We start from the raw sequence: 20,185 nt of genomic DNA on the forward strand, positions 1-20,185 counted from the left end.
TAAAACGCTAAAGTTAAATAATTTTTTCTTGAATTTATAATACAATTTTACCGTATTAAAAAATCAATTTATAGCCAAAGCCTCTTATATTTATGATTTGAATTGCAGGATCGTCTTTTAGTTTTTTACGAAGTTTTGTAATAAAAACATCCATGCTTCTAGCGTTAAAAAAATCATCATCACCCCAAAGTTTTTTTAAAATGAATGAGCGTTCTAAAACTTGATTTTTATTTTTAACTAAATGATAAAGCAGATGCGCTTCTCTATGAGTTAAAGATTCAATATCGGAATCGATTTGTAAGGTTTGATTTTTTAAATTAAATATAAATTTTCCCAATTGCATAGGATTGGGACTATTTTCAGTTTTATTTCTTTTAAGTAGGGCATTAATTCTAACGATAAGCTCTTCCATACTGAAAGGCTTTTTTAAATAATCATTTCCTCCTAAATTAAACCCTTGTACAACATCTTCAGTTAAAGATTTAGCGGTTAAAAAAATGATAGGAATATCAGAATCCTCTAATCTAATCTCTTTTGCAAGCGTAAAACCATCTTTTTTAGGCATCATAACATCTAAAACCAATAAAAGCGGACTTTCAGTTTTATATGTTTTATAAGCTTCAACACCGTCGGAACAAAGTAATACTTCAAAATTTCTAGTTTCTAAACTTTCTTTTATAATTTGCCCTAATGAAGGTTCATCTTCTGCTAATAATATTTTGATTGGATTATTCATTTATAAATTCAATTTTAAACATTGTATTGTTGTTTTTATCATAAACAATAGTAATATTTCCATCGTGTTTTTCAATAATTTTTTTTGTGTAAAATAATCCAATTCCAAACCCTTTTACATTGTGAGTATTTCCTTTAGGAACTCTATAAAATTGCTCAAAAACTTTATCTTTTTGAGATTTATGAATCCCATTTCCATTATCTTTTATAAGAATTACAGTTTTATTTCCTTCTGAATTTAATTCAATAGTTATTTTATTTCCACCATATTTTATGGCATTATCTAAAATATTACTTATTGCATTTTCAAAATGAAATTTATCCAAATTAAATATTGGATTGCCATTGTTATTAATAAACTCAAAGGATTTTTCAGTATTAATTATTTTAAATTTATCGATTGTGTTTTCTAATAATTCAACTAAATTTAGAGGTTGTTTATGTAAAATTAACTCCTCTTGATTTAATATAGCAGTTTCCAATATTTTTTCAACCATTTCATTCAACTTAATAACTTGTGAATTGGCAATTGATAGATATTTTTCAGATTTCACTTTATCATCAAGAGCATTAAAACTTTTCATAGCTTCTAGTGCTGCAGATATTGTTGCTATTGGTGTTTTAAACTCATGAGTTATATTGCTTATTAAATCGTTTTTAACTTCTGATAATTGCTTTTGATTGTAAATGGTTTTGAGTAGATAAATAATACTTGTTATTATACAAATTGAAAGCAATAAGGATAATAAAATACTCGCCATTGATTCTGCTAACAATGTTGAGGTTTCATTTGTAAACATTAATTCAAGTTTACTTCTGTAGGGTAGATAATTAGATTTTGATTTGGTTGTTAAATGTTTTTTTGGAAAGTTATTGGTATTGTATTCAATAATTTTGGTGATTGAACTATCTCTTTGAATCCAATGCTGGTATTCAAATTTTAAACCATAGGTTACATTTATTTTCTTTCTTTCAAATTCAGTAGCAAGGTATTGATCTATTTTCTCCAAGTCTAAAGTGTCACGAGAAAATGATACAACAATTTTTGAAATTAAACTGTCAATATTTTTAGAAAATGTGCGCGGATTTATAAAATTTGGGTTATGACTTCTAAATCCACCTAAAACAAATATTTTACTTGTATCTTTTTGGACAATATTTTCCAAAGTACTGTCAATTTTCTTTCGTAATCCCCTTCTGGATTTTGTTTTTACTAAAATAGTGTCAATTTTTTTTGTGGAATCATTCGAATTTTTGGTGCTATAAGTTATAAAGCCAGATCGGGTTAAATTAGCATAATAATCTTCTACGGCATTATCTAAACTATGCTGAACATTATTTATTAAATGATGTTTATTTATTTGGTATTCTCTAAAATTCCAATACACTTGAGCAGCAATAGTCATAATAACTGTAATACCAATTAAATAAACTATCCACTTGTAATTTTGCTTGTTCATAAATCAAAGTTAAGTACATAAATTGTATAAACCCAATTGGTTAACAGTAGTTAACACTAATTAACGGTTGTTTATAGTAATTGCTTTTATATTTGTTGTGTAGAATTTTTAAAATTAAAGAAAATGAAGAATCTCCTTATTAAATGTATCATTGTTTTATTAATACTAACTAGTTCAATTACTACTGCACAAGATTTTCAAGGAAAAGCCATATATCAAACCAAAACTACAATGAATATGGATTTCGCTGGGAGCGGAATTCCTGCTGATAGAATTGAAATGATTAAAGAAAGAATGAAAAATCAATTAGAGAAAACATATATTTTATCTTTTAATAAAACGGCTTCAATTTATAAAGAGGAAGAAAAATTAGACCAATCTACTGGAGGAAGAGGAGGTATGCGATTTATGATGATGGGTGGCGGAGCTTCTGGTAATTATTATAAAAATACACATTCTAAAACTTATTCAAAAGAAAGCGAATTTAGTGGAAAAAACTTTTTAATAAAAGATGATTTAGTAACCTATGATTGGAAAATGGAGCAAGAAACTAAAATGATTGGAGAAAATTTATGTTTTAAAGCCACTACAGTTATTGAAATGCCAGAGCGATCAACCAATGTTAGATTTGGAAGAAGAAATAATAACGAAGAGGATAAAAAGGAAGAAAATAGAGAAGATGAAGCGCCAAAAATGGAACAAGTAATTGTAACTGCTTGGTATGCTATGGAAATTCCAGTTAGTCAGGGCCCCGGAAATTATTGGGGTTTACCTGGTTTAATTTTAGAAGTTGGTTATGGAAATACAAACATTTTATGTACAAAAATTGTAATGAATCCAAAGGATAAAATTGAAATTAAAGAGCCAACTAAAGGAAAAGTTGTTAGTCAGAAAGAATATAATAAAATTATAGAGCAAAAAATGAAAGAGATGAGAGAACGTATGAGAAATGAGCGTCAAAAAGGAGGTAATGAAGGGCACAGAATTAGAATAGGAGGGTAATATTTGTGTTAAAAGTGAGGTGTCAAAAAAGACTGTCATTGCGAGAAGTTTTATAAAACGAAATGACAATCTCAATATTTGAACTAGTATTAAATATTATCAAGCTAAAATTTCAATGTTTTAAAAGTAAAAATAATTTAAAATGAAAAAGTATATAAGCTTACTTATTTTTATAGCTACTCCATTTCTTTTAATATCTCAAAATGTAAAATTTGAAGGAATTGTAAAAAATAAAGCAGGCGAACCACTTGAAATGGCCAATGTGATTGCTTTTAAAAAAGGAACAAAATTTTTACAATCTTATTCAATAACAGATTCTAAAGGAAATTATAAATTAAGCTTAGAAGAAAACGAAAGTTATACTTTAAAAGTAAGTTATTTAGGTTTTAATACTAAGGATTTAGATGTTGATATTTCTAATAATTCTGAAGGTTTAACAAAAGATATTGTACTGGAAGAAGCGAATGAAGAGCTAAGCGAAGTTGAAATTACCTATGAAATGCCTGTTAAAATTGTTGGAGATACAATTGTATACAATACTGATTCATTTACTTCAGGAAAAGAAAAGAAATTAGAGGATGTGCTTAAAAAATTACCGGGAATAGATATTGATGATAACGGTGAAGTTGAAGTTGAAGGTAAAAAAGTGCAAAAAGTATTGGTTGAAGGAAAAGAGTTTTTTGATGGAGATTCTAAATTAGCAACTCAAAATATCCCTGCCAGTGCAATTGATAAAGTTGAAGTTCTAAAAAATTACAATGAAGTTTCTGGTATGCGCGGTGTAACTAATAACGAAGATAATATTGCTCTTAACATAAGGCTGAAAACAGGGAAGGATAAATTTTGGTTTGGCGAAGTAAATGCTGGTATTGGTGACAATGAAAAACACATTTTAAAACCAAAGTTATTTTATTACAGTAAAAATAAAAGTGTAAATATTTTAGCTGATTTTAATAATATAGGTGAAACACCTTTTACTATGCGTGATTATTTTAGATTTACTGGTGGTTTAAGAGGTGGAATGCAAGGAAGCGGAACTAGTTTTAATGTTTCTTCAGGCGGTTTAGGTTTTATGACGGTTCAAAATAATAAAGCTCAAGAAATTATTTCAAAATTTGGAGCATTAAATTTTAGTTTAGTGCCAAAAAAAGGTTTAGATTTTAATGGTTTTGCAATTGTAAACGATTCCGAAACGGATATGTTTACACAATCAAATACCGTTTATAATAAAACTAGTTTAACTGAAAACAGCGAAACTTCGGCAGTTCAAGGCAGTAAATTAGGAATGCTTAAATTTAGTACTACTTATAAACCAAATAATAATGTACATATAGATTATGATATTTTTGGAAAGCTATCTGAGCAAACCGAATTTATGGATGTTACTTCAACAAATAGAGGGGCAATAGATACGCATAAAGAAGAAAAGCCGGTTTCATTAAATCTAAATTTTAATGTGTACTATACTATAAATGATAAGAATATTTTTGCTTCTGAAATACAACATTTATATCAAAAAGATCAACCATTATATAATTCATTAGCAAGTACACAACCATTTGTTTTAATACCATCTTCGAATGAAGCAAATGGATATAATTTAATTCAAAACCAGAAATCTAGTACTAATAAACTAGATGCAAAATTTGATTACTATTATTTGCTAACGCCAAAAAGTAATATTAATTTTTCTTTAGGATCTACATTTAGCGGACAAACATTTACTTCAAAAATTTCTCAAGAATTGGATAATGGTTCAACAATAGATTTTTCAGAATCATTTTTAAATAATGACGTGGATTATAATTTTTCCGATTTATTTTTAGGTGTACATTATAAAATGGTATCAGGAATTTTCACATTTAATCCTGGAGTAACAGTGCATAATTACACTACAAAAGATGTGCAATTGGGAACGACAAATAAAGATAATTTAACGAAGGTTTTACCTGATGTTTATGCAAATTTGCAACTTAAATCTTCAGAAAGTTTACGTTTTAATTATGCAATTACAACTCAATTTTCTGATATTAATACGGTTTCTGAAGGTTATATTTTAGATACTTACAGATCTTTAAATAGAGGAAGTAGAACTATTGAAAATTCGTTTCGCCATCGTTATTCATTAAACTACTATAGTTTTAGTATGTTTTCATTTACAAACATAAATGCTTCTATAAATTATACAAAGAATCTAAATACTGTTAAAAATAATAGTGAATTAATTGGAGTTGATAGGATTTCATTTCCTGTAAATTCTGATTTTGCGGATGAAACGCTTTCAGCTTTTTTTAGATATGGTAAAACATATAGTAAACTAAAAACTAATTTTAGAGCTAATGTGTCAAATTCGATATTTAATAATATTATAAATGATGCTCAAATAAAATCAAAAACACTTTCACATAGTTATCAGGCGAGTGTAGCAACAAAGTTTAAAGATGCTCCAAATTTTGAAATTGGTTACCAAAAATCTTTTACCGAATATTCAAATACTGGTAGTACAACCGACAGACCTTTTGCTAATATAGAAATAGGGTTTTTAAAGAATTTTATTTTAACAGCAGATTATAGTCATTATAACTATAGTAACGACGAGAAAACAGTAAAAAATAAGTATTCTTTTTTGAATGCAAATTTATATTATCAACAAAAAGAAAGCGATTGGGAATTTAAAATTTCTGCTAATAATTTAACCGATAATAAATCTATGAATAGTGATAATTATAATGAAATTATAGATAGTAATTCAAATTCGTTGTATTTTATTCAGCCAAGAATAGTAATGTTCTCTGTAAAATATAATTTATAAACAATAATTATAAGGAATTTATGAAAAGTAAAAAATCAACAAGTTTTTATATGAGAATTATACACCGTTATTTAGGCTTTTTTCTAATCGGAATTATGACTGTGTATGCATTAAGTGGAATTGTTCTAATTTTTAGAGAAACGGATGCGTTTAAGGTAGAAAAACAAATTGAAAAGCAACTTAAACCTGGATTGGAAGTCTCAGAGCTAGGAAGGTCGCTAAGAATTAGAGATTTAAAAATAACTAAAACAGAAAATAATATTTTACATTTTAATAGTGGAACTTATAATAATAGCACAGGAGTTGCAAAATACACATCTAAAGTACTTCCTTTTGTATTAGATAAAATGACTCATTTGCATAAGGCAACTACAAATAGCTCAATATATTGGTTAAACATATTTTTTGGGTTATCACTATTATTTTTTGCAATTTCTTCCTTTTGGATGTTTTTACCAAAAACTAAAACCTTTAAAAAAGGAATGTATTTTACACTTGGAGGCATTGTTTTAACGTTAATTTTAATTTTTATTTAAAATATTGAATGGAATCATTTTAACAAAAACTTAATAAAATTATTTCATAAATTTACATACTAAATGAAACAAGTAAGCAATAAAATAGCAGCTGTATTTATGGCGTTGGTAGTTTTTCTATCTACAATGTCGTTTACTGTAGGTATGCATTATTGTGGAGAATTTTTAGTTGATGCAGCTTTGTTTTCTCGTGCCTCCTCTTGTGGTATGGAAATTTCAAAAAGTGACGATTGCGAAGAAGAAGAAACTATTAAAGATTGTTGTAGTGATGAAAATTTTGTTTTTGATGGACAAGAAGAATTGCAATTTAATGTTTTTGAATATTCATTGTTAGATCAACAAGTATTTCTTCCTGAATTTGTACATTCATATGTAAATTTATTTGAAAGTTTACCATATAAACATATTCCTTTCAACGAGTATTCACCGCCAATTATAGAGGTAGATATTCAAGTCTTACAACAAGTTTTTCGAATCTGATTTTAAATTAATTGTAGTTAATCAAGATGAATAATTACGTCTTGGAAATAATTTTATAATTAATTAAAAATCAAATATTAATGAAAAAAATACTATATTTTTTATTTATAATTCCCATATTTCTCTTTTCTCAAGAACAAGTGAAAGGTGTTATTTATGAAGACAATCCAGACAATAGAGAAATTGTATTGCCGGGAGCAAATGTCTATTGGTTAGATTTGCCAATAGGTACTGTAACCGATATTAATGGAGCATTTAAAATTCCATATAAAAATGTGTATAAAAAACTTGTGATTAGTTACGTAGGATTTAAAACAGATACGATAACTGTAAAAAATTCAAATAGTATTACTCATAGGTTGAAACCAACTAGTATGTTAGATGAAGTTATTTTGAAACGACAAAAGAAATCAACATCAGTTTCATACATAAAATCATTTAATATTATTAATGTTAGTAGCGATGAATTATTGAAAGCTGCTTGTTGTAATTTGGCTGAAAGCTTTGAAACAAACCCTTCTATTGATGTTAATTTTTCTGATGCTATATCAGGAACACGTCAAATAAAAATGTTGGGTTTAACAAGTCCTAATATTTTAATTACAACTGAAAATGTTCCTTCGATTAGAGGGGCTTCGCAAGCTTATGGCTTAAGTTTTATTCCAGGAACTTGGGTAGAAAGTATTCAAATTACAAAAGGAACAGGAAGTGTTATTAACGGATTTGAAAGTATTGCTGGTCAGATTAATGCTGAACTTAAAAAACCAAGTACGGATGATAAACTTTTTGTAAATGCATATACTGCGGGTAATGGACGAATGGAATTGAATACACATTTGAATTCAAAATTAAGTGAAAAATGGAGTACAGGGCTTTATTTACACGGAAATATTAGAGATAAAAAAAATGATAAAAACAATGATTCATTTTTAGATGCTCCTTTGGCAAAGCAAATAAATGTAATGAACCGTTGGCAGTATGCCAATACCGAAACTGGTTTTGTGAGTTTTTTGAATTTAAGATATTTAAATGATGAAAAACAATCGGGTCAGGTAAGTTTTAATCCGGATACTGATAAATTAACAACGAATTTTTGGGGAAGTGAGATAGATACAGAACGATTGGATATTTCTTTTAAATTAGGGTATGTTAACCCAAACATTCCTTACCAAAGTTTAGGTTTGCAATTGGCATATAGTGATCATAAGCAAGATTCATATTTTGGACTGAAAAGGTATGACATAAAGCACCAAAGTTTTTATTCAAACCTATTGTACAACTCAATTATATCCGATTCTCGACATAAGGTAAAAACAGGAGTTAGTTTTACTTATGATGAATATAATGAGCTGGTTTTAGACACTGATTATAGTAGAAATGAGAATTCTGTAGGTGGTTTTTTCGAGTATAATTATGATGATTTAGGAGCCATTAATATGTCTGCTGGAATTAGAATTGATCATCATAATTTATTAGGAACTTTTGTTACTCCAAGATTTCACATACGTTATTCAAAATGGGAGAAATCTGCATTAAGAGCTTCTTTTGGAAGGGGAAAAAGAAGTGCTAATATTTTCACTGAAAATCAAAAGATGTTTGCAACCTCAAGAAGTATAAATATCTTTAACTCTGGTGGGAAAGTTTACGGTTTAGACCCTGAGATTGCTTGGAATTATGGTGTTTCATATTTACAAGGATTTAATTTATTTGGTGGAAAAGCCGATATTAATATTGACTTTTATAGAACTGATTTTAAAAACCAAGTAGTTGTTGATTGGGAAAATTCAACAGAAATAAGCTTCTACAATTTAGAAGGTGAAAGTTATTCAAATAGTTTTCAATCGGAGTTCAGTTACAATCCATTTAATCATTTTAATTTAAAATTGGCGTATAAGTATTACGATGTAATGACTCAGTATAAATCAGGTAAAAAATTAACTCCTTTAATTCCTAAGAATAGGGTGTTTGCAAATGCATCTTATGAATTACATACGAAAAAGAATGGAAGTCATTGGAAATTTGATGCTACTTATAATTGGTTGAGTAAACAACGATTGCCATCAACAAAGAATAGTGAAATCGAATATCAATTAAATGAATTTTCTCCAACGCTATCAACATTAAATGTACAGGCAACAAAAGTGTTTTCACCTAAGTTTGAAGTTTATATTGGAGGTGAAAATATAACAAACGTAAAGCAAAAGAATCCAGTTGTAAGCGCTGAAAATCCATTTGGTCCATATTTTGATAGTACACTTGTATATGGTCCTGTTTTTGGAAGTATGTTTTATACGGGTCTTAGATATAAATTAAATTAAAACTAAATAAAATGAAAAAATTATTATTAATCATGTTGCTTCTTACTGGAGTGATATCGTATGCTCAGAATAAAAATGCAAGAACTTCTTTTGAAGTTGATGGGGTATGTTTAATGTGTAAAGAGCGCATTGAAAAAGCTTGTATTAAAACAAAAGGTGTAAAATCAGCAGTGTGGAATGTAAAAACACATGAATTGAGTCTTATTTTTGACGAACGCAAAACGGATACCCAAAAAATAAAGAATAGCGTTGCAAATGCAGGCCACGATATGAAAGATTTAAAGGCTTCAGATGAAGCTTATAATAGTTTACATGATTGTTGTAAATACAGAGATGAAAATGTGATAGACGATCACAAAAAAGAGTAAAAAATATATGATAAAAAAAAGACGATTTCTAAGAAATCGTCTTTTTTTATTTTTGAATTCGGAAAAGATTATAAGTTAAAAGCGTCTTTTACCTTCTCTACGTAATCTAGTTTTTCCCAAGTAAATAATTCAACATCAATGGTTTTTTCAGTACCGTCAACGTTTGAAAAAGTTTTAGTAACGGTTCTATTATCACGACCCATATGTCCGTAAGCAGCAGTTTCTAAATACATTGGTTGGCGAAGTTTTAAACGTTCTTCAATAGCAGCAGGTCGCATATCAAATAATTTTTCAACTATTTCTGCAATTTCACCATCGGCTTTATCAACGTTAGAAGTTCCATAAGTGTTTACGTAAATACCCATAGGTTTTACAACTCCAATAGCATAAGAAACTTGTATTAAAATTTCATCTGCAACTCCGGCAGCAACTAAATTTTTAGCAATATGGCGAGTTGCATAAGCTGCACTTCTATCAACTTTACTTGGATCTTTTCCAGAGAAAGCACCACCACCATGAGCACCTTTACCTCCATAAGTATCAACAATAATTTTTCGGCCTGTTAAACCAGTATCACCGTGAGGTCCACCAATTACAAATTTTCCAGTTGGATTTACGTGGTATACAATATTGTCGTTAAACAATGCCTGAATTGAAACAGGTAATTTTGCAATTACTCTAGGAATTAAAATATGAATTACGTCGCTTTTTATTTTTGCCAACATAGCTTCATCATCCTCATTAAATTGGTCATGTTGAGTTGAAACTACAATGTCTTTAATTCTAAAAGGAACATTATCATCGGTATATTCAATAGTAACTTGACTTTTAGAATCTGGACGTAAATATGTAATATCGCTATTTTCTCTTCGTAATTCAGCAAGTTCGTGCAAAATTCTATGACTTAAATCCAACGCTAATGGCATTAAATTTTCAGTTTCATTTGTTGCGTAGCCAAACATCATTCCTTGATCTCCAGCACCTTGCTCTTCCTTTGTAGCTCTATCTACACCTTGGTTTATATCTTGAGATTGTTCGTGGATTGCAGATAAAACACCACAAGAATTACCATCAAACATATATTCTCCTTTTGTATAGCCAATGTTATTAATAACGTCTCTTGCTATTTTTTGAACATCTAAATAAGTATTAGATTTTACTTCACCTGCTAATATTACTTGACCAGTGGTTACTAAAGTTTCACATGCAACTTTTGAGTTTTCATCAAAAGCTAAAAAGTTATCTACTAAAGCATCTGAAATTTGATCAGCAACTTTATCTGGATGTCCCTCAGAAACTGATTCGGATGTAAATAAATATGACATAATTATCTAATTTTAAATTATTTAAGAAAATTGAAGATTGCGTTGGTCGCTAAAAGGAGTAAATAATTACTGCTTTAGCATTTTTTAATGAGGTTGCAATCAGTTCAAATTTTTCCTCGGATTATTTCGACTGCAAATCTATGAAAATTTAAAATTTAAAAGCTAATTTACTGCTAAATAATTCATAAATTTTTTTGTAATGATTTGTTTTTTGGTGAGACAAAACACAATAAAACCAAATTTAAGATGAAAAAAATACTAGTTTTAGTTCTTTGTACAGTTATAAGTATTAGTTGCTCAGACAATGATGTTTCTATGGAAATTTTAGAGGATCAAATGGCAGAAGAATTAGTTGATGATATGGAAGTTAGTAATTTTGCTATGGGCGATTTTGTAGATGGTGCGCATCCAACATCTGGAAAAGCAACTGTAAATTCTGATAAAACAGTGCTGTCTTTTGCTAATTTTAAAACAGATAATGGTCCAAAATTATTGGTGTATTTATCAACAGATACCAACTCAACAGAATATGTAAATCTTGGGGATTTAAAAGGTGTTTCAGGAAATTTCACCTATTCAATTCCAGAAAATATTGATTTAGAGAAATTTAAAATTGTGAATATTTGGTGTGTAGATTTTTCAGTAAGTTTTGGTACAGCTGAATTAAAATAATTATTTTTTTTATTGCATATTAAATAAATGTGATTACATTTGTCACATTAAAATAAAGAAAAATGAATATTATGTTTAACAAAATGCGTTATATGATGTGTGAAATTTACACAGAGGCTGCTATTGTTTAAAATATAATAATATATAATAAATAAAAACCTCTGATTTATCAGAGGTTTTTTTATATCAAAAAAGTAATAAAATGAACTCAAATTTTCAAAAAAAAATGTGCAATATGTCTAAAATATCTATGCGAATGATGCGTAGCACAATGAAATGGTATTGCCTAAAATAAATGGAAAAATAAAATCATATAAGATTTAAGTCCCTTTGGTAATACCTAAAACCAAAGGGGCTTTTTTATTTAAAATTTGAATTAAAATATAAAAATTATATAAAATGAGCACTCAAAAATTATCAACACAAGCATTACACGCAGGACACGATACAACTAAAACAGCAGGAACAAGAGCCGTACCAATTTATCAAACATCATCGTATGTTTTTAATGATACGGAACACGCTGCTAATTTGTTTTCATTAAAAGAGCTAGGTTTTATTTACACACGTTTAAATAACCCAACAAACGATATTTTACAACAGCGTTTGGCTGCCATTGAAGGAGGTATAGGAGCTGTGGTTTTTGCTTCTGGAACTTCAGCAATATCTACCGGATTGTTAACTTTGTTGAAAGCGGGTGATCATATTGTAGCTTCCAGTAGTTTGTATGGAGGTACGTTTACTTTGTTAAATGTTACGTTACCAAGATTGGGAATTACAACTACGTTTGTAGATGCATCAAACCCTGAAAATTTTAAAAAGGCCGTTAAAGATAATACAAAAGCCTTTTTTGTTGAATCTTTAGGGAACCCAAAATTAGATGTGCTAGATTTAGAAGCAATTGCAGAACATTCAAAAGCTGCTGGAGTGCCATTTATAGTGGATAATACAGTTGCGAGTCCGGCTTTATTAAATCCTATCAAACACGGAGCAAACCTAGTAATTCATTCATTAACAAAATATATTGGTGGACAAGGAAATTCCTTAGGAGGCGCAATTATTGATGCAGGAACTTTTGATTGGACAAATGGAAAGTTTCCTGAATTTACGGAGCCTTCAGAAGGATACCATGGTTTGATATATAGTGAAGCTTTAGGAGCAGCAGCTTTTACATTTAAATTAATTTTAGAAGGATTACGTGATTTTGGTGGTGCTTTAAGTCCTTTTAATGCATTTCAAATTATTCAAGGGTTAGAAACATTGCCTGTTCGTATAAAACAACACAGTGCAAATGCCTTGGAATTAGCAAAATGGTTAGAAGGTAGAGACGAAGTGGAATGGGTAAATTATCCTGGTTTAGAAAGTAATAAATACAATGCGTTGGCTAAAAAATATTTACCAAAAGGCCAGAGCGGATTGGTTACTTTCGGTGTAAAAGGTGGTTTTGAAGCTGCTAAAAAAGTGACTGATGCTACTGAAATATTTTCATTATTAGCTAACATTGGAGATACAAAATCATTAATTATTCATCCTGCAAGTACAACACACCAGCAATTAACATTAGAACAACAAGCTGGAGCAGGAGTAACACAAGATTTAATAAGATTGTCTGTAGGTCTTGAAGATATTGAAGATTTGAAGCAAGATTTAGCAGCAGCTTTTAAGAAGATTTAATTTTTGCTGAAATGTTTTGTTTGAGAAATAATTATTGCGTTAATTTGCCACTTAGTTCATAAACTTATTGACTATTGTTATCAAGAAAGGCAGAGGGAATAGACCCATTGAAGCCTTAGCAACCCTTTAGCTTTTAAAGAAGGTGCTAAATTCTACCCATTTTGGATAGATAACTCAACGTAATTACTTTTTGTAATTACTGCAATTTCTCGTAACACTATTTTTTAAGCTGAAACAAATAATTTTTGATTTTTAATCAATTTATAGAGTATTTAATGAGTCAATTAAAACACATAACAATAACTAATTTTATTCCTGAAAAGGGGAGTGAAGGTCAAGATATTAACCTTTCATATCAACTTTTTGGGAAAGAATTATACACTGCACCCATTGTTTTAGTAAACCATGCATTGACAGGAAATAGCAATGTTGCGGGTAAAGATGGTTGGTGGAATGATTTAGTTGGTAAAAATAAAGTAATTGATACAGATAAATATACAATTTTGTCTTTCAACATTCCAGGAAACAGTTTTGATGGTTTTGTTATAGATAATTATAAAGATTTTGTTGCCAGAGATATTGCTAAAATCTTTTTAAAAGGTTTAAGTGAATTAAAATTAGATGAAATATTTGCTCTTGTAGGAGGTTCTTTAGGTGGAGGAATCGCATGGGAAATGGCAGTTGTAAATCCAACAATCACAAAACATTTAATTACCATAGCAACTGATTGGAAATCTACAGATTGGTTAATAGCTAACTGTCAAATACAAGAGCAATTTTTATCAAACTCAAGTAATCCGGTGCACGATGCTCGTATGCATGCAATGTTATGTTATAGAACTCCTGAATCTTTTAAAGAACGATTTCAACGTTCAAAAAATGATGAATTAGAAATTTTTAATGTAGAGAGTTGGTTGTTGCATCATGGAAAAAAATTACAAGAGCGTTTTCAATTATCTGCATATAAATTAATGAATCAGTTGTTAAGAACAATTGATGTTACCAAAGGCAGAGAGGCTACAATTTTAGATTCAATTAAAGCAAATATTCACATAATTGGAGTTGATTCAGATTTGTTTTTTACTGCTGAAGAGAATAAAGAAACCCATAAACAACTAGCATTGTTAAACCCAAATGTAACTTATAACGAAATTAATTCGGTACATGGGCACGATGCTTTTTTGATAGAATACAAACAATTAGGAAAAATAATAGAACCAATATTTAATCAAAGTTCTAAAAAAAATAAGATGAAAGTAGTAAAATTTGGAGGGAAATCGTTGGCGAACGGAAAGGGTTTAGACTGTATTTTGAAAATAGTTTCAGATAAAGTAACAAATGGAGAGCAAATAGCATTAGTTGTTTCAGCGAGAGGTAATACAACCAATCAATTAGAATCTATTTTAGAAAAGGCAAAAAATAGTTTACCATATTTAGAAGAATTACAGCAATTAAAAGAGTATCAATTAGCAGTTGATAATTCAGTAGATGTATCGGCAGAATTTCAATTGTTAGATGAAATTTTTAAAGGTGTTAATTTATTAGGTGATTATAGCCCAAAAGTAAAAGATCAAATTCTTGCTCAGGGAGAAATTTTATCAGGAAAAGTTATTACCCATTTATTGAATAAAAGTGGGGTTAAAGCAAATTTTGTGGACTCCAGAAATTTAATAAAAACAAATAATCAGTTTGGAAAAGCATTGCCATTTGAAAGTGTTTCAGAAGAAAACGTGGTTGAACATTTTAGAAATGTAGATGATGATGTTATCCAAGTAATAACTGGTTTTATTGGTTCTAATTTAAATGGAGAAACTACTACTTTGGGTAGAAATGGAAGTAATTATTCCGCAGCATTAATTGCTAATTTTTTAAATGCTGAAGAATTTCAAAACTATACACATGTAAACGGAATTTATACTGCAAACCCTGATTTAGTTGAAAATTCACAGAAAATTGAAAAATTATCGTACCAGGAAGCTAATGAAATGGCAAATTTTGGGGCTAATATTTTACATGCAAAAACGATTATTCCGTTAATAGAAAAGAACATTCCATTAAGAATATTAAATACGTTTAATGCTGATAATACAGGGACTTTAATTGGTTCAGAAACTGAACGTGGTGGAATTAAATCACTTTCTGTAGAACAAGATGTTGCATTGGTTAATCTAATTGGTAGAGGTTTACTAGGTAAGGTTGGTGTAGATGGTAGAATTTTTAGCGCTTTAGGAAAGGAAAATATTAGTGTAAGTATTATTTCGCAGGGATCATCAGAGCGAGGAATTGGATTTATAGTTGATGCAAGAGATGGTTACAAAGCTAAAAAAGTACTTGAAAACGAATTTAAAAATGAATTTCAAAGTAAAGATGTAAGTCAGATTTATATTACTGAAAATGTATCTGTAATATCAATTATTGGACAGAGTTTATACTCTTTTAATCAGCCTTATAGTGCTTTAATTAAAAACCACATTACTCCAATTTTAATAAACAATACTGTTACAGGAGAAAATGTGTGTTTGGTTGTTAAAAAAACGGATTTACATAAAGCGGCAAATGTAATTCACGGTGAGATTTTTGGAGTTTCAAAAAATATAAACATTGCTATTTTTGGTAAAGGTTTAGTAGGAGGAACCCTTATAAATCAGATTTTAAAGAGTAAAGAAAATATTATTAAAAGAAAAAATATCAATCTAAATATTTTTGCCGTTGCAAATTCATCAAATGTATTACTTAGTAAAAATGGTGTTTCAGATAATTGGGAAAAAGATTTAGAAACTAGTGAAGTAGTAAATAGTGTTCAAAATATTATTGAATATGCCGAAAAGTTTCATTTAGAAAATTTAATTGCAATTGATAACACTGCGAGTAGTGAGTTTGTAAAAAATTATATTGATCTAGTTGATAATGGATTCGATTTAATTTCTTCAAACAAAATTGCAAATACATTGGAATATTCTTTTTATAAAGAATTACGTAAAAAATTGAGTGAAAACAAAAAGGCATATTTGTATGAAACCAATGTTGGTGCTGGTTTGCCTTTAATTGATACTATTAAATTGTTACATGATTCAGGTGAAAATATCACAGGAATTAGAGGTGTCTTTTCAGGTTCATTAAGTTATTTATTTAACAATTATTCTGTTCAGGATAGGCCTTTTAGCGCTGTTTTAAAAGAAGCAATTGATAGTGGTTTTACAGAACCAGATCCTCGCGAAGATTTATGTGGAAATGATGTAGGGCGAAAATTATTAATTTTAGCACGAGAATTAGATTTACAAAATGAATTTGATGATGTAAAAATTGAAAATTTAATTCCAGAAGATTTACGTGAAGGTACTGCTTCAGAATTTTTAAGTAAATTAGAAGAAATGGATGCTTATTATCAGAGCGTAAAAGACAACCAGAAGGAAGGTCATGTGTTAAGATACATTGGAGATTTATCTGGTAATTTACAAGAAGATAAAGGTGTTTTAGAAGTAAAATTAATATCTGTTCCATCCAATAGTGCTTTGGGTCAAATACAAGGGGCCGATGCTATTTTTGAAGTATTTACTGAATCATATGGAGAAAAACCAATTGTTATTCAGGGAGCAGGAGCGGGAGCAGCAGTAACTGCAAGAGGAGTTTTTGGAGATATTTTAAGATTGGCAGAGAAGAATTAAAAATAAGATTTACAAAACATTATGAGCGATAATAAATTTGAAACCGATGCTATTAGAACGCAATTAGAGCGTTCTCATTTTCAGGAACATTCAACACCAATGTATGTTACTTCTAGCTTTGTTTTTGATGATGCTGAAGATATGAGAGCTTCATTTACAGAAGAAAAAATTAGAAATATTTACTCTCGTTTTAGCAACCCAAATACAACCGAGTTTGTTGAAAAAGTGATAAAAATGGAAGGTGCAGAAGATGGTTATGCGTTTGCAACCGGTATGGCAGCTATTTATTCAACTTTTGCAGCGTTATTAAGTAGTGGAGATCATATTGTTTCAGCTCGTTCTGTTTTTGGATCAACTCATACTTTATTTACAAAGTATTTTCCAAAATGGAATATTACAACATCTTATTTTGATATTAACAATCCTGATGAAATTGAGGGATTAATTACACCTTCAACAAAAATATTATATGCTGAATCTCCAACAAATCCTGGAGTTGATATTATTGACTTAGAATTGTTAGGGAAAATTGCAAAAAAACACAACTTATTATTAATTATTGATAATTGTTTTGCAACTCCTTATATACAGCAACCTATTAAATTTGGAGCTGATTTAGTTGTACATTCTGCTACAAAATTAATGGACGGTCAGGGTCGTGTTTTAGGTGGGGTTGTAGTTGGAAATACGGATTTGATTCGGGAAATTTATCTGTTTTCAAGAAATACAGGCCCGGCAATGTCACCATTTAATGCTTGGGTTTTAAGTAAAAGTTTAGAAACTTTAGCTGTTCGTGTTGACAGGCATTGTGAAAATGCATTAACAATAGCTAAATCATTGGAGCAAAATCCTTCAGTTTCGATGGTAAAATACCCATTTTTAAAATCGCATCCTCAATATGAAATTGCAAAAAAGCAAATGAAATTAGGAGGAAATATAATAGCAATTGATGTTAAAGGAGGAATTGAAGCGGGAAGAAAATTTTTGAATTCAATTAAAATGTGTTCCTTATCTGCAAATTTAGGCGACACAAGAACTATAGTAACGCACCCTGCATCAACAACACATAGTAAATTAAGTGAAGAAGAGCGTTTAGCTGCTGGAATTACTCCAGGCTTGGTTCGTATTTCAGTTGGTTTAGAAAATGTGGATGACATACTTCAAGATATAAATCAAGCTTTAAATAGTTAAAAATTAATACTGTTTTTTAGGAATTTAATAATTCTTAAAAAAATAATAATCTAAAAGTCTATCGAGTTGGTAGAGTAGTGGAAAAATAGTATGTTTGTATCTTAAAAATAAATGTATAAAGTTTAGAAATGATACTCGATCAAATTTTTATTTCAAATAAAAAACATACAGATAAAGTTAAAACAAAATTAACACATTCCGAGAGGCCTGTCCGCAGTATAATTAAGTCAATTAGCTGGAGAATTGTTGGTACTATTGATACAATTATTATTTCATGGGTTATAACTGGAAAAATGACTTTAGCGCTTACAATAGGTTCAATTGAATTAGTAACTAAAATGGTGTTGTACTTTTTTCATGAAAGAATTTGGAATACTATAAAATGGGGAAAATAATGAGAGATTTAAATATTGAAAAAATAAATTTAGAGTTAAAAGATAAATCACCGGAGCAAATTATTGCTTGGGCTATTGAAGTTGGTAAAGCTCCTTTAGTTACAACTAATTTTAGACCTTATGAAGTGGCGATTTTATATGCTTGTAACCAGGTAGAGCCAGATTTAAAAGTTATTTGGTGCGACACTGGTTATAATACACCACAAACTTATAAACACGCAAATGAGTTAATTCACTCGTTGGGTTTAAATGTTCATTTATATGTTCCGCAACAAACTTCGGCACATAGAGATTCAATTATGGGAATTCCACAAATTGAAGATCCTCAACATGCAATTTTCACTGAGCAAGTAAAATTAGAACCATTTAATAGAGCGATGAAAGAACATAAACCAGATGTGTGGTTTACAAATTTAAGAAGTGGTCAAACAGCCTTTAGAAATAGTATTGATATTGTTTCTTTAAGTAAAGATGGAGTTTTAAAAGTGAGTCCGTTTTACAATTGGTCAGATGCTCAATTAGATGCTTATCTAGAGCAAAATAATTTACCAAACGAGTTTACGTATTTTGATCCAACAAAAGTATTATCAAACAGAGAATGTGGATTGCATTCATAAAAAAATAAAGATGACAGATAAGATTCAAATAAACGCCCTTGAGAATGAAGCAATTTATATTTTTAGAGAAGTTGCTGCTCAATTTGAAAAACCAGTACTATTGTTTTCTGGTGGAAAAGATTCTATAACATTGGTGAGGTTGGCTCAAAAAGCCTTTTATCCGGCAAAAATTCCTTTTCCATTAATGCATATTGATACAGGTCATAATTTTCCTGAAACCATCGAGTTTAGAGATCGATTGGTTGAAGAATTAGGGCTGGAATTAATTGTTAGAAATGTACAGGATTCTATTGATGAAGGAAAAGTGAAAGAAGAATCTGGCAGATATTCAAGTAGAAATATGTTGCAAACAACTACTTTATTAGATGCAATTGAAGAATTTAAATTTGACGCTTGTATTGGTGGCGCTCGTAGAGATGAGGAAAAAGCTAGAGCAAAAGAACGTATTTTTTCAGTACGTGATGATTTTGGTCAGTGGGATGAAAGAAACCAACGTCCAGAATTATTTGATATGTTAAACGGTCAAATTGATTTTGGTCAAAATGTACGTGTTTTTCCAATTTCTAACTGGACAGAATTAGATGTATGGACATACATTGAAAGAGAAGATTTAGAAATTCCTTCAATCTATTTTTCACATCCGCGTGAAACTTTTGTAAGGGACGGGTTAATCTGGTCAGCTTCAGAATTTGTATATAAAGATAAAGAGGAACTTGTTGAAGAAAGAATTGTGCGATTTAGAACTGTTGGAGATATGAGTTGTACAGCTGCCGTGGCATCTTATGCTACTACAATTAGTCAAGTGGTTGCAGAAATAAGAGATTCTAGTATTTCAGAAAGAGGTGCCAGAATTGACGATAAACGATCGGAAGCAGCAATGGAAGAACGTAAACAACAAGGGTACTTTTAAAATTTTCTTTAGAAAATTTTCCTTT

General features: G+C 29.5%; 16 protein-coding genes and 1 riboswitch. Of the genes, 13 read left to right on the plus strand and 3 right to left on the minus strand.

Features of this window, described 5'->3' with window-relative positions; genetic code table 11:
* Positions 1-55: 55 nt before the first annotated feature.
* Positions 56-736, minus strand: coding sequence for a response regulator transcription factor (locus tag CHB63_RS14105; RefSeq protein WP_089379126.1), 681 nt, complete (start codon positions 734-736; stop codon positions 56-58).
* Complete coding sequence (locus CHB63_RS14110; RefSeq protein ID WP_089379127.1) at positions 729-2,195, minus strand: sensor histidine kinase; 1,467 nt, start codon at positions 2,193-2,195, stop codon at positions 729-731. Before CHB63_RS14110 ends, CHB63_RS14105 begins: the two co-directional genes overlap by 8 nt.
* Before the next feature lie 123 nt (positions 2,196-2,318).
* Between CHB63_RS14110 and CHB63_RS14115 the strand changes: the two genes are divergently transcribed.
* The 6 genes from CHB63_RS14115 (at position 2,319) to CHB63_RS14140 (ending at position 9,711) form a co-directional block, all read left to right on the plus strand.
* A complete protein-coding gene (locus tag CHB63_RS14115) occupies positions 2,319-3,197 on the plus strand; it encodes a GLPGLI family protein (protein WP_089379128.1) in 879 nt (292 codons plus the stop codon).
* Positions 3,198-3,339: 142 nt separating this feature from the next.
* Positions 3,340-6,009, plus strand: a complete 2,670-nt coding sequence (locus tag CHB63_RS14120) for a carboxypeptidase-like regulatory domain-containing protein (RefSeq protein ID WP_245857007.1) — start codon at positions 3,340-3,342, stop codon at positions 6,007-6,009.
* A 20-nt stretch (positions 6,010-6,029) separates the two neighbouring features.
* Positions 6,030-6,545: a PepSY domain-containing protein gene (locus CHB63_RS14125; protein WP_089379129.1), complete on the plus strand. Its 516-nt coding sequence runs from the start codon at positions 6,030-6,032 to the stop codon at positions 6,543-6,545.
* Between the two features lie 63 nt (positions 6,546-6,608).
* The gene (locus tag CHB63_RS14130) at positions 6,609-7,025 is read left to right on the plus strand and encodes an HYC_CC_PP family protein (protein ID WP_089379130.1); all 417 of its coding nucleotides are present in this window, start codon (positions 6,609-6,611) and stop codon (positions 7,023-7,025) included.
* Positions 7,026-7,105: 80 nt separating this feature from the next.
* Positions 7,106-9,343 carry a TonB-dependent receptor gene (locus tag CHB63_RS14135; RefSeq protein WP_089379131.1) on the plus strand — a complete coding sequence of 746 codons (2,238 nt, stop codon included), beginning with the start codon at positions 7,106-7,108 and terminating at the stop codon, positions 9,341-9,343.
* 11 nt (positions 9,344-9,354) lie between these two features.
* A complete protein-coding gene (locus CHB63_RS14140; RefSeq protein ID WP_089379132.1) occupies positions 9,355-9,711 on the plus strand; it encodes a heavy-metal-associated domain-containing protein in 357 nt (118 codons plus the stop codon).
* 68 nt (positions 9,712-9,779) lie between these two features.
* Here CHB63_RS14140 and metK read toward each other — a convergent pair whose 3' ends face one another.
* Entirely contained in the window at positions 9,780-11,036 is a 1,257-nt protein-coding gene (metK, locus tag CHB63_RS14145) for a methionine adenosyltransferase (RefSeq protein ID WP_089379133.1), read from the minus strand.
* Positions 11,037-11,282: 246 nt separating this feature from the next.
* Here metK and CHB63_RS14150 point away from each other — a divergent pair, with 246 nt between their 5' ends.
* From CHB63_RS14150 to cysD, 7 genes are all read left to right on the plus strand, one after another.
* A complete protein-coding gene (locus CHB63_RS14150) occupies positions 11,283-11,708 on the plus strand; it encodes a DM13 domain-containing protein (protein WP_089379134.1) in 426 nt (141 codons plus the stop codon).
* Between the two features lie 399 nt (positions 11,709-12,107).
* Positions 12,108-13,382, plus strand: coding sequence for an O-acetylhomoserine aminocarboxypropyltransferase/cysteine synthase family protein (locus tag CHB63_RS14155; protein WP_089379135.1), 1,275 nt, complete (start codon positions 12,108-12,110; stop codon positions 13,380-13,382).
* A gap of 74 nt (positions 13,383-13,456) precedes the next feature.
* A riboswitch (SAM riboswitch) is annotated at positions 13,457-13,558 on the plus strand.
* A 99-nt stretch (positions 13,559-13,657) separates the two neighbouring features.
* Positions 13,658-17,047, plus strand: coding sequence for a bifunctional aspartate kinase/homoserine dehydrogenase I (thrA, locus tag CHB63_RS14160; protein WP_089379136.1), 3,390 nt, complete (start codon positions 13,658-13,660; stop codon positions 17,045-17,047).
* Between the two features lie 21 nt (positions 17,048-17,068).
* On the plus strand, positions 17,069-18,238 hold the full coding sequence (locus CHB63_RS14165; RefSeq protein ID WP_089379137.1) for a trans-sulfuration enzyme family protein: 1,170 nt from the start codon (positions 17,069-17,071) through the stop codon (positions 18,236-18,238).
* Between the two features lie 128 nt (positions 18,239-18,366).
* Positions 18,367-18,633 (plus strand): DUF2061 domain-containing protein, encoded by a 267-nt coding sequence (locus tag CHB63_RS14170; RefSeq protein ID WP_089379138.1) that lies wholly within the window; start codon positions 18,367-18,369, stop codon positions 18,631-18,633.
* Positions 18,633-19,250, plus strand: a complete 618-nt coding sequence (locus CHB63_RS14175; RefSeq protein WP_089379139.1) for a phosphoadenosine phosphosulfate reductase domain-containing protein — start codon at positions 18,633-18,635, stop codon at positions 19,248-19,250. The genes CHB63_RS14170 and CHB63_RS14175 overlap by 1 nt, the downstream gene beginning before the upstream one ends.
* Before the next feature lie 10 nt (positions 19,251-19,260).
* A complete protein-coding gene (gene cysD, locus CHB63_RS14180; RefSeq protein ID WP_089379140.1) occupies positions 19,261-20,160 on the plus strand; it encodes a sulfate adenylyltransferase subunit CysD in 900 nt (299 codons plus the stop codon).
* The last annotated feature ends 25 nt before the right edge of the window (positions 20,161-20,185 follow it).

Source organism: Lutibacter flavus (genome assembly GCF_900188355.1).
In the GTDB taxonomy this organism is placed as follows: Bacteria; Bacteroidota; Bacteroidia; order Flavobacteriales; family Flavobacteriaceae; genus Lutibacter; species Lutibacter flavus.

Excerpts from the sequence above, each read along its gene's own strand:
- CHB63_RS14105 (WP_089379126.1), bottom strand. The coding sequence starts at position 736 with ATGAATAATCCAATCAAAATATTATTAGCAGAAGATGAACCTTCATTA.
- CHB63_RS14110 (WP_089379127.1), bottom strand. The coding sequence starts at position 2,195 with ATGAACAAGCAAAATTACAAGTGGATAGTTTATTTAATTGGTATTACA.
- CHB63_RS14115 (WP_089379128.1), top strand. The coding sequence starts at position 2,319 with ATGAAGAATCTCCTTATTAAATGTATCATTGTTTTATTAATACTAACT.
- CHB63_RS14120 (WP_245857007.1), top strand. The coding sequence starts at position 3,340 with ATGAAAAAGTATATAAGCTTACTTATTTTTATAGCTACTCCATTTCTT.
- CHB63_RS14125 (WP_089379129.1), top strand. The coding sequence starts at position 6,030 with ATGAAAAGTAAAAAATCAACAAGTTTTTATATGAGAATTATACACCGT.
- CHB63_RS14130 (WP_089379130.1), top strand. The coding sequence starts at position 6,609 with ATGAAACAAGTAAGCAATAAAATAGCAGCTGTATTTATGGCGTTGGTA.
- CHB63_RS14135 (WP_089379131.1), top strand. The coding sequence starts at position 7,106 with ATGAAAAAAATACTATATTTTTTATTTATAATTCCCATATTTCTCTTT.
- CHB63_RS14140 (WP_089379132.1), top strand. The coding sequence starts at position 9,355 with ATGAAAAAATTATTATTAATCATGTTGCTTCTTACTGGAGTGATATCG.
- metK (WP_089379133.1), bottom strand. The coding sequence starts at position 11,036 with ATGTCATATTTATTTACATCCGAATCAGTTTCTGAGGGACATCCAGAT.
- CHB63_RS14150 (WP_089379134.1), top strand. The coding sequence starts at position 11,283 with ATGAAAAAAATACTAGTTTTAGTTCTTTGTACAGTTATAAGTATTAGT.
- CHB63_RS14155 (WP_089379135.1), top strand. The coding sequence starts at position 12,108 with ATGAGCACTCAAAAATTATCAACACAAGCATTACACGCAGGACACGAT.
- thrA (WP_089379136.1), top strand. The coding sequence starts at position 13,658 with ATGAGTCAATTAAAACACATAACAATAACTAATTTTATTCCTGAAAAG.
- CHB63_RS14165 (WP_089379137.1), top strand. The coding sequence starts at position 17,069 with ATGAGCGATAATAAATTTGAAACCGATGCTATTAGAACGCAATTAGAG.
- CHB63_RS14170 (WP_089379138.1), top strand. The coding sequence starts at position 18,367 with ATGATACTCGATCAAATTTTTATTTCAAATAAAAAACATACAGATAAA.
- CHB63_RS14175 (WP_089379139.1), top strand. The coding sequence starts at position 18,633 with ATGAGAGATTTAAATATTGAAAAAATAAATTTAGAGTTAAAAGATAAA.
- cysD (WP_089379140.1), top strand. The coding sequence starts at position 19,261 with ATGACAGATAAGATTCAAATAAACGCCCTTGAGAATGAAGCAATTTAT.